We start from the raw sequence: 11,920 nt of genomic DNA on the forward strand, positions 1-11,920 counted from the left end.
TGCAGCAAAAATCGCGATTCGCTACGCAAACTTGAACCCGTTCACGAAAATGAAACCGGGTACATTCTTCTTCTTGCAACCCCTTCGCTGAATGCACATCATTTCACTGAAACCGGTTTCTGTACTCTTTTTTGCCGAAAATTAACGCTGAATGAGGGATATCGCATGTCAGGATTCAAAGAGGGTTTTCTGTGGGGCGGCGCTGTGGCGGCGCATCAACTTGAAGGCGGCTGGCAAGAGGGCGGGAAGGGCCCAAGCGTCGCAGATGTGATGACCGCAGGCGCACATGGCGTCCCGCGCGAAATTACCGACGGGGTGCTGCCGGGCAAAAACTACCCCAATCATGAAGCCATCGATTTCTATCACCGTTATAAAGAAGATATCCAACTGTTCGCGGAACTGGGCTTTAAATGCTTCCGCACCTCCATTGCCTGGACACGTATTTTCCCCAAAGGTGACGAACAGCAGCCCAACGAGGCAGGCCTGCAGTTTTATGACGATCTGTTTGATGAGTGCCTGAAGCACGGCATCGAGCCGGTTATTACCCTCTCGCACTTCGAAATGCCGTATCACCTGGTGAGCGAATATGGCGGCTGGCGCAACCGCAAACTGATCGACTTCTTTGTGCGCTTTGCCAGCGTGGTATTTGAACGTTATCAGCACAAAGTGAAGTACTGGATGACCTTCAACGAGATTAACAACCAGGCCAACTTCCACGAAGACTTCGCACCCTTCACCAATTCCGGCCTGAAATACCAGCCGGGCGAAGATCGCGAGCCGGTGATGTTCCAGGCGGCGCACTATGAGCTGGTGGCCAGCGCGCTGGCGGTAAAAGCCGGACGTGACATCAACCCGTCCCTGCGGATTGGCTGCATGATTGCTATGTGTCCTATCTACCCGTTGACCTGCGCCCCGGACGACATGATGATGGCGATGAATGCCATGCACCGCCGCTACTGGTTCACCGACGTACACGTGCGCGGTGCCTATCCACAGCATCTGCTGAACTACTTTGCCCGTCGTGGTTTTGAGCTGGATATCACCGAAGAGGATAAAGCGGCGCTGAAACAGGGCTGCGTGGATTACATCGGCTTCAGCTATTACATGTCGTTTGCCACCAAAGCGACGGCGGATAACCCGCAACTGGATTACGACGAGAGCAAAAGCCTGGTCTCCAACCCCTACGTACAGAAATCGGACTGGGGCTGGCAGATTGACCCGGTGGGGCTGCGCTACTCCCTGAACTGGTTCTGGGATCACTACCAGCTGCCGCTGTTTATCGTCGAGAATGGTTTTGGCGCTATCGATGTGCTGGAGAGCGACGGCACGGTGAACGACCAGTACCGCATCGACTATCTCAGCGCCCATATCCGCGAGATGAAAAAAGCGGTAGTGGAGGATGGCGTGGAGCTGATGGGCTACACCCCGTGGGGCTGTATCGATCTGGTCTCTGCCGGTACCGGCGAAATGAAAAAACGCTATGGCTTTATCTATGTCGATAAAGACAACGAAGGCAACGGCACGCTGAATCGCAGTAAGAAAAAATCCTTTGCCTGGTATCAGAAGGTGATCGCCAGCAACGGCGAGACGCTGTAGCTCTGTGACATGGCCGGGTAAGCGCAGCGCCACCCGGCGAAACCCCGCATAAAGGCCGGAGATCCCCCTCCGGTTTTTTTTGTCTCTTTTATACTCTCTGCAGCCTGTTATTCACTTTGGTTGATCCCGGTCAAGCAAGATGGGTATGGCGCAGTCTGAAAAAAGCGGTATAATCCGGCGATTTTTTTTGTGGCTGCCACCCGAAGGAGAAAGAGAATGAAGATTGTGGAAGTGAAACACCCACTCGTTAAACACAAGCTGGGCCTGATGCGTGAGCATGACATCAGCACTAAGCGCTTTCGTGAACTGGCTTCTGAAGTTGGCAGCTTACTGACTTATGAAGCAACCTCCGATCTGGAAACCGAAACGGTGACCATTGAAGGCTGGAACGGCCCAGTACAGGTTGAGCAGATCAAAGGCAAAAAAATTACCGTTGTGCCAATCCTGCGTGCGGGTCTGGGCATGATGGAAGGCGTGCTGGAGCACGTCCCGAGCGCGCGTATCAGCGTGGTCGGTATCTACCGTAACGAAGAAACGCTGGAGCCAGTGCCGTATTTCCAGAAGCTGGTTTCCAACATCGACGAGCGTATGGCGCTGGTCGTTGACCCAATGCTGGCCACCGGTGGTTCGATGATCGCCACTATCGATCTGCTGAAAAACGCGGGCTGCAGCAGCATCAAGGTGCTGGTACTGGTTGCCGCACCGGAAGGGATTGCCGCGCTGGAAAAAGCGCACCCGGACGTGGAGCTGTACACTGCGTCTGTTGATCAGGGTCTGAACGAGCACGGGTACATCATCCCGGGCCTCGGCGATGCCGGTGATAAGATTTTTGGTACTAAGTAAGTGATAAACGAAAAAGAAGCCGACTTTGATAGTCGGCTTTTTTTTGAATAAAAAAACCAACCGTTAAAAGCAAACAACACTTGAGGAAAACACTATGACGCGCCGTGCTATCGGGGTGAGTGAAAGACCGCCACTTTTACAGACAATCCCGCTTAGTTTGCAGCACCTGTTTGCGATGTTTGGCGCAACCGTGCTGGTGCCAATCCTGTTCCACATTAACCCGGCCACCGTGCTGTTGTTTAACGGCATCGGAACGCTGCTGTACCTCTTCATCTGTAAAGGTAAAATCCCGGCCTATCTGGGTTCGAGCTTTGCCTTTATCTCGCCGGTACTGTTGCTGTTGCCTTTAGGCTATGAAGTGGCGCTGGGCGGTTTCATTATGTGCGGCGTGCTGTTCTGCCTCGTTGCTTTCATTGTGAAAAAAGCCGGTACGGGCTGGCTGGATGTGATGTTCCCGCCTGCGGCAATGGGCGCAATCGTTGCCGTCATCGGGCTTGAGTTAGCCGGTGTGGCGGCAAACATGGCGGGCCTGCTGCCTGCCGACGGTCAGTCGCCGGATACCAAAACCATTATCATCTCGCTGGTCACCCTGGGCGTGACGGTCTTTGGCTCGGTGCTGTTCCGTGGCTTTATGGCGATTATCCCGATCCTGATTGGCGTGCTGGCGGGCTATGCGCTCTCCTTCGCCATGGGCGTGGTCGATACGACGCCAATCGCGCAGGCTCACTGGTTTGCTCTGCCAACCTTCTATACCCCGCGTTTTGAGTGGTTTGCCATCTTCACCATCCTGCCGGCGGCGCTGGTGGTTATTGCCGAGCACGTCGGTCACCTGGTGGTCACGGCGAACATCGTCAAGCGCGACCTGATCCGCGACCCGGGTCTGCATCGTTCAATGTTTGCCAACGGCTTCTCGACCATTATCTCCGGTTTTTTCGGCTCCACGCCAAACACCACCTACGGTGAGAATATCGGCGTCATGGCCATTACTCGCGTTTACAGCACCTGGGTTATCGGCGGCGCGGCAATTATTGCCATTCTGCTCTCCTGCGTGGGTAAACTGGCGGCGGCGATCCAGATCATCCCGGTGCCGGTAATGGGCGGTGTTTCGCTGCTGCTGTACGGGGTAATCGGTGCTTCCGGTATCCGCGTTCTGATCGAGTCTAAAGTCGATTACAGCAAAGCGCAGAACCTGATCCTGACCTCCGTGATCCTGATTATTGGCGTCAGCGGAGCCAAGGTTCACATTGGTGCAGCGGAGCTGAAAGGCATGGCGCTGGCGACCATTGTGGGTATCGGCCTCGCCCTGATCTTCAAAGTGATCTCCATTCTGCGCCCGGAAGAAGTGGTTCTGGACGCGGAAGAGACAGAAAAAGTCTCTCATTGATCGTCTAACCGGGCGGCCGATCCGCCCGGTTCTCTCCCCGCTTGTTCCGTGTTAAACTCTGGGCCGATTCCGAGTAAGACCTGGTTGAGGTATTTCTGAACGCACCGGCACAGCTCTCTTTGCCACTTTATCTTCCCGACGACGAAACTTTCGCGAGTTTCTGGCCGGGTGATAACCCCTCTTTACTGGCTGCACTGCAAAACGTGTTGCGCCAGGAGCACAGCGGTTACATCTATATCTGGTCACGCGAAGGCGCGGGGCGCAGCCATCTGCTGCATGCAGCTTGCGCCGAACTCTCGCAGCGCGGGGATGCGGTCGGCTATGTGCCGCTGGATAAACGCACCTGGTTCGTGCCAGAAGTGCTCGACGGAATGGAACAGCTGTCGCTGGTCTGCATCGACAATATCGAATGCGTGGCGGGGGATGAGCTGTGGGAAATGGCGATTTTTGATCTCTATAACCGCATTCTGGAGTCCGGGAAAACCCGGCTGCTGATCACCGGCGATCGTCCACCGCGACAGCTAAATCTCGGGCTTGCCGATCTGGCCTCGCGTCTCGACTGGGGGCAAATCTACAAATTACAGCCGCTCTCGGATGAAGATAAACTGCAGGCTTTGCAGCTGCGGGCGCGGTTGCGGGGCTTTGAACTGCCGGAAGACGTGGGGCGTTTTCTGTTGAAGCGGCTGGATCGCGAGATGCGTACCCTGTTTATGACGCTCGATCAGCTGGACAAGGCTTCCATCACCGCCCAGCGGAAGCTCACCATTCCCTTTGTGAAAGATATCCTCAATCTGTAGGCCCGGCGCGCACAGGCTGCCGGGCTGTTCCATGTTTACTGCACAATCTCCAGCACCTGTTCAGGTGGGCGGCCAATGCGCGCTTTGCCGTTTGCCACCACAATTGGGCGCTCGATCAGCTTCGGATTATCCACCATCGCCTGTAGTAATGCCTCTTCACTGAGCGCGCTGTCAGCCAGCCCCAACGTTTTGTAAAGCTCCTCTTTCTGGCGCATTAACTCTCTGGCGCTGCGCATTCCCAGCTGGCTTAACAGTGTGCGAAGGGTGTCGGTATCCGGGGGCGTGTCCAGATAGAGCACCACTTGCGGCTCAATGCCGTTCGATTGCAGCAGGGCCAGGGTTTCGCGGCTCTTTGAGCAGCGGGGGTTATGGTAGATAGTGACCGCGTCTGACATCTTTTCTCCTTTACATCTTTTCATACGGGCGGTAGCGCTGCTGCAGCTGGCGCAACTGATCGATGCGGGCATCGTAACGGGCCTGTTGCAGGCTACCGAGTTTCACCTGCGAGCTGGCGCTGCTCAGCAGGGAGATGGCCTGGTCCAGACGCCCGGCCAGGGCATAGCCTTCGGCGCGTGCTGCCAGCTCTTGATCGCGATGGCCAAGGGCACCTTCCGCCTGGGCCAGCAGATCCCAGCCGTTAGGATCATCTTTATTACTGAAGGTGTAGCGGTTGAGGAGCGTCGCGGCTTGCTGCGGCTGTCCACCCTGTAAGTAAGCATTCGCCAGGTTGAGTTGCAGCACTGGATTGGTGCGCAAGTCCCGGGCACCTTTCAGACGGTTGATCGCATCCTGGGCTTTTTTCTGCCCTAAATCGATGTCGGTCGCCATATCGAGATACCAGGCATTGTTGGCCTCTGCGGTCAGCAGTGGCTGAAGATTTTTGCGGGCCTCATCATAGTTGCTAGCCTCCATCGCCTGCAATGCCCGGCCATACTGGGCCGCACGCTGTTCACGCACATTGCCTTTCGCCAGCGCATCCAGCAGATCGTTGGTCAGCTGGTTGCGCCCGGAATTGTACATACCGAGGCTTCTGACCTTCGCCATGTAGAAATCTTCCGAGGACTGCACCACTACCGGACGCATCTGGTTGGCGCGGTTACGGGCGTCCGACAGACGGCTCTCCGGCAGGGGGTGGGTCAGCAAAATTTCCGGTGGACGTGAGGAGTAGCGCGCCTGATCCAGTAATTTTTCGAGGAAGCCCGGCATCGCCTGCGGATCGAACCCGGAGCGTTGCAGCACCTGAATACCGATGCGGTCGGCTTCTTGTTCATTCTGCTGGGTAAAGCTGATCATCCCCTGACGCGTTCCTGCCAGCGTACCGGTCAGCGCCGCCATGCCCGCCTGTGGGCTAGCCATCGCCAGCAGAATAGAACCCAGCGCGCCCACCCAGGTGAGCGGGGCGCTGCGCTTCTGATCTTCCATCGCCCGCGCCAGATGGCGCTGGGTAACGTGTGAAATTTCGTGCGCCATTACCGAGGCCAGTTGGCTTTCATTGTCGGCGTAGCGGAATAACGCCGAGTGCAACACCACATTGCCGCCGAAGAAGGCGAAGGCGTTGATCTCATCGTTATTGATTAAATAGAAGTGGAAAGGGGTTTTCACCGAATCCGCATGGGAGACCAGCCGCATCCCCAGTGAATTGATGTACTGCACCAGCAGCGGATCGTTAATCAGTGGCGCACTGCCGCGCAGCTGGCGCACATAGTAGTCGCCCATTTGCAGCTCCTGGCCAATGGAGAGCGTGCTGCCTGCCGAGGTGCCCATGTCTGGCAATGATTCTGCAGAGTCAGCGAACGCGGGCATCATCTGACCGGCGGTCAGCGCAGCAATGAGCGTCGCAACCAACGTTTTTTTCAACTGCCTGAACATAACCTCTGTCCTGTCTGGTGGGTGTGCTAATTTGACCGAATAACCCGCATATCGTTCACCTGCGGCTGCTCTGGGAGTGTAGCCGCGTCAGGGCGATAAGAAAATCCCTCTTTTCAGGCTTTTGCGTTTTGTGACGGAGCAAGAAAAAGCGAAAGTCTTTTCATTGACTCTCCGATACAATTCACCTTTTACGTCCAGCCAACATCTTCAGGGAAGGGTTGCATGCTCGAGTTATTAATGCAGTGGTACCGTCGGCGCTTTAGCGATCCCGAGGCCATTGCTTTGCTGGTTATTCTGGTTGCCGGATTTGGCATTCTCTTCTTCTTTAGCGGGCTGCTGGCCCCGCTGCTCGTCGCGATTGTCCTCGCCTATTTGCTGGAGTGGCCGACGGTACGGCTGGAAAACATCGGCTGCTCCCGCCGCTGGGCCAGCATTATTGTGCTGGTCTTTTTTGTCGGTATTCTGCTGGTGATGTCCTTTGTGGTGCTGCCGATCGCCTGGCAGCAGGGGATCTACCTGATTCGCGATATGCCCGGCATGCTCAGCAAACTCTCTGATTTTGCCGCCACCCTGCCGCGCCGTTATCCGGCCCTGATGGATGCGGGCATTATTGATGCGATGGCTGAAAACATGCGTACCCGTATCATGACGATGGGGGATACGGTGGTGAAATTCTCCCTCGCGTCGCTGGTGGGCCTGCTGACGCTGGCGGTCTACCTGGTGCTGGTGCCGCTAATGGTCTTCTTCCTGGTCAAAGACAAAGAGCAGATGCTTAACGCGGTGCGCCGCGTGCTGCCGCGTAACCGTGGCCTGGCAGGGCAGGTGTGGAAGGAGATGAACCAGCAGATCACTAACTACATCCGCGGCAAAGTGCTGGAGATGATCGTCGTCGGCGTGGCCACCTGGATTGGTTTCTTCATCTTCGGCCTGAACTATTCGCTGCTGCTGGCGGTGCTGGTGGGCTTCTCGGTGCTGATCCCCTATATCGGGGCCTTTGTGGTGACTATTCCGGTGGTGTGCGTGGCGCTGTTCCAGTTTGGGCTGGGCACCGAGTTCTGGAGCTGTTTCGTTGTCTATCTGATTATTCAGGGGCTGGACGGTAACCTGCTGGTGCCGGTGCTGTTCTCGGAAGCGGTGAACCTGCACCCGATCGTCATTATCCTGTCGGTGGTGATTTTTGGTGGGCTATGGGGGTTCTGGGGAGTGTTCTTTGCCATCCCATTGGCAACGCTGATTAAAGCGGTGGTACATGCCTGGCCGGATGTTCCAGCGGTAGAGGAGTAGCCTGGTGTTGATGCCCGGCGGCGCTAGCGATTGTACGGGCTGCGCGGGTTGATGCCTTCCCTCTATCCTCTCTCAAAAAGAGAGGAAGCAAACACTAAAAACGGCAACCCAGGTTGCCGTTTTGCATTTATCCTCAGGCGTTCTCTTTCACCCAGTTCAATACCACGTCGTGGTGATTGCTGGTTTTGAAGTCGTCAAAGACATGTTCAACTTTACCCTCAGCATCGATCAGGAAACTGATGCGGTGGATACCGTCGTAGGTTTTGCCCATAAAGGATTTCTCACCCCAGACACCAAACGCACCGCAGACCTGATGGTCTTCGTCGGACAACAGCGTAAAGTTCAGCAGCTCTTTTTCGGCAAAACGAGACAGCTTTTCAGGCTTATCGGTACTGATACCCAGCACTTCGACGCCTGCGCTCTTCAACTCGTCCATGTTGTCGCGCAGACCGCAGGCTTGTACGGTACAGCCAGGCGTCATGGCTTTCGGGTAGAAGTAGACCAGAACACGCTGTCCCTGGAAGTCGGTTAAATTTACTTGCTCGCCGTCTTGATCGGGCAGGCTAAATTTCGGTGCGATGTCACCGGCTTTCAGTGGATTCATTACTCAACTCCGTCTTGTTCATGCTGGGAATAATTGACGACGTTTATACTGCCTTGCGCATTTAATTCTGTACAGAGGGCTTTGAATGCTTGCTCGATATTTGAGGCATCCTGAGATGCCGGGCTGTGCGCGGTGATCTGGATAAACAGTTTAGGGATAGTGTCGCCTTCACCCGGCTGGGTACGGGACACCAGCTCGGCAATGTTCATCTGATGGCTATCAAACAGGGCGGTAAAGCGTTCGATTAAGTGCGGGGAGTCAGTCACTTCCACCTGGACCCAGACGGTTGCCGGCAGGGCCGGCTGCGGGCGTGCGGTGGTACGCTTCATCACGATCAGCAGATCCAGCTCTGCGCCTTTTAACGGCAGAGTCGATTCAATTAAGGTGATGGCATTCCATGACCCGGACAGGAGCATGATGAAGGTAAACTCTTCTCCCAGCATCGCCAGGCGGCTATCTTCAATGTTGCAGCCGCAGCTACTGACGTGGCGAGTGATGGTATTCACGATCCCCGGCCTGTCGGCACCCAGCGCAGTGATAACCAGGTAATGTTGTGATGAGGTTGTCAAACCTGTTCTTCCTTTGCTTGGTTTAGTCTTTCTAAGGAAAGCATAAAAAAAACTGGCATACAATAACCTGGAGGCCTCATGTCCCTTGCTTTTATTACAGCACCAAACGTACCATTGAGGCTCTTGTACGCACAGAGGATGGCCCATGTTCACGGGAAGTATTGTTGCGCTTGTTACACCGATGGATGAGAAAGGTAATGTCTGCCGGTCAAGCCTGAAGAAACTGATTGATTATCATGTCGCCAGCGGAACCTCGGCGATTGTTTCGGTAGGGACTACCGGTGAATCTGCAACGCTGAGCCATGAAGAGCATGGCGAAGTGGTCATGCTGACCCTCGAACTGGCAGACGGGCGTATCCCGGTCATTGCGGGTACGGGTGCCAACGCGACCGCTGAAGCCATCAGCCTGACCCAGCGCTTCAACGATTCGGGTGTCGTGGGTTGCCTGACGGTAACGCCATACTACAACCGTCCAACCCAGGAAGGTCTGTTCCAGCATTTCAAAGCCATCGCTGAACATACTGACTTGCCACAAATCCTGTATAATGTGCCGTCGCGTACTGGCTGCGATATGCTGCCAGAAACGGTTGGCCGTCTCGCGAAAGTAAAAAATATTATCGGTATTAAAGAGGCGACCGGGAACTTAAGCCGTGTTCATCAGATCAAAGAGCTGGTTTCAGACGACTTTATTCTGCTGAGCGGTGATGATGCGACCTCGCTGGACTTTATGCAGCTCGGTGGCCACGGGGTGATTTCCGTGACCTCCAACGTTGCAGCCCGCGATATGGCTGAAATGTGTAAACTGGCGGCTGCCGGTCACTTCCAGGAAGCGCGCGTGATTAACCAGCGTCTGATGCCGCTGCACAACAAATTATTTGTCGAACCCAATCCGATCCCAGTGAAATGGGCATGTAAGGAGTTGGGACTTGTAGCGACCGATACGCTGCGCCTGCCAATGACCCCGATTACCGACCACGGTCGCGAAACGGTCACTGGCGCGCTGAAGCATGCCGGTCTGCTGTAAAGTTTAGGGAGATTTGATGGCTTACTCAGTACAGAAGTCGCGCCTGGCGAAGGTTGCGGGTGTTTCGCTTGTTATGCTGCTCGCGGCCTGTAGCTCAGATTCACGCTACAAGCGCCAGGTGAGCGGTGACGAATCCTATCTGGATGCTGCGCCGCTTGCTGAACTTCATGCGCCCGCTGGCATGATCCTGCCGATTCAGAATGGCGACTATACCATTCCGGTCACCAACGGGAGCGGCGCGGTAGGCAAAGCGCTTGATATCCGTCCACCAGCACAGCCTCTGGCGCTGGTAAGCGGGGCGCGTACTCAGTTCACTGGCGATACCGCGACGCTGCAGGTTGAGAGCGCGCGTAATGCCACGCTGTGGCCGCAGGTTGTTAGCGTGATTCAGTCGAAGAACTACACAATCACGCAACGCGATGATGCCAGCCAGACACTGTCGACCGACTGGATCGAATGGTCCCGTCTGGATGAAGATCAACAGTACCGTGGACGTTATCAAGTCTCTGTTAAACCTCAGGGTTATCAGCAGGCGGTCGTCGTTAAGCTGCTGAACTTGGAGCAGGCAGGCAAGCCTGTTTCAGATGCCGCTTCCCTGCAGCGCTACAGCACCGAGATGCTTAACACCATCGCGGCGGGCCTCGATAAAAACGCAACCGATGCTGCCAATGCTGCCCAGAGCCGCAATGGCGCAACCTTCGACGTGCAGAGCGCTGCCGACGAAACCGGTCTGCCAATGCTTGTCGTACGTGGTCCGTTCAACCAGGTCTGGCAGCGTCTGCCTGCAACGCTTGAGCGCGTCGGTATGAAAGTGTCCGACAGCACCCGCTCAACCGGCAGCATGACGGTCACCTACAAGCCGCTGTCTGACAGCAGCTGGGAAGAGCTGGGCGCACGCGATCCGGGTCTGGCTTCTGGCGACTACAAGCTTCAGGTCGGCGATCTGGACAACCGTAGCAGCCTGCAGTTTATCGATCCGAAAGGTCACACGCTGACCCAGTCGCAGAATGATGCGCTGGTCGCTGTCTTCCAGGCGGCATTCAGCAAATAAAAAAGAGGGCTGGTTTATCCAGCCCTTTTTATTTTCGTGCCACGCAAACGTGTGCGTGGCATAATATCTCCAGTTTTGAACACAAATCATCACACCAGGAGTAATGAAGATGCAGAAGCAAGCTGAGTTGTATCGTGGCAAAGCGAAAACCGTATACAGCACGGAGAACCCGGATCTGTTGGTGCTCGAGTTCCGCAATGATACGTCAGCAGGAGATGGCGCACGCATTGAGCAGTTTGACCGTAAAGGCATGGTGAACAACAAGTTCAACCATTTCATTATGAGCAAGCTGGAAGAAGCGGGCATCCCGACGCAGATGGAAGCGTTGCTGTCCGATACCGAATGTCTGGTGAAAAAGCTGGATATGGTACCGGTGGAATGCGTCGTCCGTAACCGTGCCGCAGGCTCCCTGGTGAAGCGTCTGGGCATTGAAGAGGGCATCGAACTCAATCCGCCGCTGTTCGACCTGTTCCTGAAAAACGACGCTATGCACGATCCTATGGTCAACGAATCATACTGCGAAACCTTTGGCTGGGTGAGCAAAGAGAACCTGGCGCGCATGCAGGAGCTGACCTTCAAAGCGAACGACGTGCTGAAAAAGCTGTTTGATGACGCGGGCCTGATCCTGGTGGACTTCAAACTGGAGTTCGGCCTGTATAAAGGTGAAGTGGTGCTGGGTGATGAATTCTCCCCGGACGGCAGCCGCCTGTGGGACAAAGAGACGCTGGATAAAATGGATAAAGACCGCTTCCGCCAGAGCCTGGGCGGCGTGATCGAAGCGTACGAAGCCGTTGCCCATCGTCTGGGTGTTAAACTCGATTAATCCCGCCTTATCGCCAGGGGGACGTCCGTTCCTCTGGCATCTCACCCCTGTTTGCAGTGGTAATCTTTCCCCGAAC

12 protein-coding genes are annotated in these 11,920 nt (G+C 55.4%); 8 read left to right on the forward strand and 4 right to left on the reverse strand.

Going from position 1 to position 11,920, the window contains the following annotated elements:
• The first annotated feature begins 165 nt into the window (after positions 1-165).
• The 4 genes from C3F35_RS18115 to C3F35_RS18130 all read left to right on the forward strand — a co-directional run bounded on the left by C3F35_RS18115 (position 166) and on the right by C3F35_RS18130 (position 4,620).
• Positions 166-1,596: a 6-phospho-beta-glucosidase gene (locus C3F35_RS18115; RefSeq protein WP_103793038.1), complete on the forward strand. Its 1,431-nt coding sequence runs from the start codon at positions 166-168 to the stop codon at positions 1,594-1,596.
• A 216-nt stretch (positions 1,597-1,812) separates the two neighbouring features.
• Positions 1,813-2,439, forward strand: coding sequence for a uracil phosphoribosyltransferase (gene upp / locus C3F35_RS18120; RefSeq protein ID WP_032613066.1), 627 nt, complete (start codon positions 1,813-1,815; stop codon positions 2,437-2,439).
• A gap of 94 nt (positions 2,440-2,533) precedes the next feature.
• Positions 2,534-3,823, forward strand: a complete 1,290-nt coding sequence (gene uraA, locus C3F35_RS18125) for a uracil permease (protein ID WP_032613064.1) — start codon at positions 2,534-2,536, stop codon at positions 3,821-3,823.
• Positions 3,824-3,918: 95 nt separating this feature from the next.
• Complete coding sequence (locus tag C3F35_RS18130) at positions 3,919-4,620, forward strand: DnaA inactivator Hda (protein ID WP_071886429.1); 702 nt, start codon at positions 3,919-3,921, stop codon at positions 4,618-4,620.
• Positions 4,621-4,655: 35 nt separating this feature from the next.
• On the opposite strand, the gene arsC is transcribed toward C3F35_RS18130, so the two are convergent.
• Together arsC and bepA are read right to left on the reverse strand one after the other, a co-directional pair.
• Complete coding sequence (arsC, locus tag C3F35_RS18135) at positions 4,656-5,015, reverse strand: arsenate reductase (glutaredoxin) (RefSeq protein ID WP_077226707.1); 360 nt, start codon at positions 5,013-5,015, stop codon at positions 4,656-4,658.
• A gap of 10 nt (positions 5,016-5,025) precedes the next feature.
• Positions 5,026-6,489, reverse strand: coding sequence for a beta-barrel assembly-enhancing protease (gene bepA / locus C3F35_RS18140; RefSeq protein ID WP_032613057.1), 1,464 nt, complete (start codon positions 6,487-6,489; stop codon positions 5,026-5,028).
• A 222-nt stretch (positions 6,490-6,711) separates the two neighbouring features.
• On the opposite strand from bepA, the gene C3F35_RS18145 reads away from it, so the two are divergent.
• A complete protein-coding gene (locus C3F35_RS18145) occupies positions 6,712-7,773 on the forward strand; it encodes an AI-2E family transporter (protein ID WP_032613054.1) in 1,062 nt (353 codons plus the stop codon).
• 133 nt (positions 7,774-7,906) lie between these two features.
• Here the strand turns inward: C3F35_RS18145 and bcp are convergent, their stop codons facing one another.
• Both bcp and C3F35_RS18155 read right to left on the reverse strand, forming a co-directional pair.
• Positions 7,907-8,377, reverse strand: a complete 471-nt coding sequence (bcp, locus tag C3F35_RS18150; RefSeq protein WP_032613052.1) for a thioredoxin-dependent thiol peroxidase — start codon at positions 8,375-8,377, stop codon at positions 7,907-7,909.
• Positions 8,377-8,946, reverse strand: coding sequence for a glycine cleavage system transcriptional repressor (locus C3F35_RS18155; protein WP_032613050.1), 570 nt, complete (start codon positions 8,944-8,946; stop codon positions 8,377-8,379). Before C3F35_RS18155 ends, bcp begins: the two co-directional genes overlap by 1 nt.
• 145 nt (positions 8,947-9,091) lie before the next feature.
• Between C3F35_RS18155 and dapA the strand changes: the two genes are divergently transcribed.
• From dapA to purC, 3 genes are all read left to right on the forward strand, one after another.
• Positions 9,092-9,970, forward strand: a complete 879-nt coding sequence (gene dapA / locus C3F35_RS18160) for a 4-hydroxy-tetrahydrodipicolinate synthase (protein ID WP_032613048.1) — start codon at positions 9,092-9,094, stop codon at positions 9,968-9,970.
• A gap of 16 nt (positions 9,971-9,986) precedes the next feature.
• The gene (gene bamC, locus C3F35_RS18165) at positions 9,987-11,021 is read left to right on the forward strand and encodes an outer membrane protein assembly factor BamC (protein WP_059307419.1); all 1,035 of its coding nucleotides are present in this window, start codon (positions 9,987-9,989) and stop codon (positions 11,019-11,021) included.
• Positions 11,022-11,130: 109 nt separating this feature from the next.
• Positions 11,131-11,844, forward strand: a complete 714-nt coding sequence (gene purC / locus C3F35_RS18170; protein WP_032613044.1) for a phosphoribosylaminoimidazolesuccinocarboxamide synthase — start codon at positions 11,131-11,133, stop codon at positions 11,842-11,844.
• Positions 11,845-11,920 lie beyond the last annotated feature (76 nt).

The organism is Leclercia sp. LSNIH3 (genome assembly GCF_002935105.1).
GTDB lineage: Bacteria > Pseudomonadota > Gammaproteobacteria > Enterobacterales > Enterobacteriaceae > Enterobacter > Enterobacter adecarboxylatus.

Bases quoted from the DNA above. Each gene is read 5' to 3' on its own strand.
- C3F35_RS18115 (WP_103793038.1), top strand. From the start codon at position 166: ATGTCAGGATTCAAAGAGGGTTTTCTGTGGGGCGGCGCTGTGGCGGCG.
- upp (WP_032613066.1), top strand. From the start codon at position 1,813: ATGAAGATTGTGGAAGTGAAACACCCACTCGTTAAACACAAGCTGGGC.
- uraA (WP_032613064.1), top strand. From the start codon at position 2,534: ATGACGCGCCGTGCTATCGGGGTGAGTGAAAGACCGCCACTTTTACAG.
- arsC (WP_077226707.1), bottom strand. From the start codon at position 5,015: ATGTCAGACGCGGTCACTATCTACCATAACCCCCGCTGCTCAAAGAGC.
- bepA (WP_032613057.1), bottom strand. From the start codon at position 6,489: ATGTTCAGGCAGTTGAAAAAAACGTTGGTTGCGACGCTCATTGCTGCG.
- C3F35_RS18145 (WP_032613054.1), top strand. From the start codon at position 6,712: ATGCTCGAGTTATTAATGCAGTGGTACCGTCGGCGCTTTAGCGATCCC.
- bcp (WP_032613052.1), bottom strand. From the start codon at position 8,377: ATGAATCCACTGAAAGCCGGTGACATCGCACCGAAATTTAGCCTGCCC.
- dapA (WP_032613048.1), top strand. From the start codon at position 9,092: ATGTTCACGGGAAGTATTGTTGCGCTTGTTACACCGATGGATGAGAAA.
- bamC (WP_059307419.1), top strand. From the start codon at position 9,987: ATGGCTTACTCAGTACAGAAGTCGCGCCTGGCGAAGGTTGCGGGTGTT.
- purC (WP_032613044.1), top strand. From the start codon at position 11,131: ATGCAGAAGCAAGCTGAGTTGTATCGTGGCAAAGCGAAAACCGTATAC.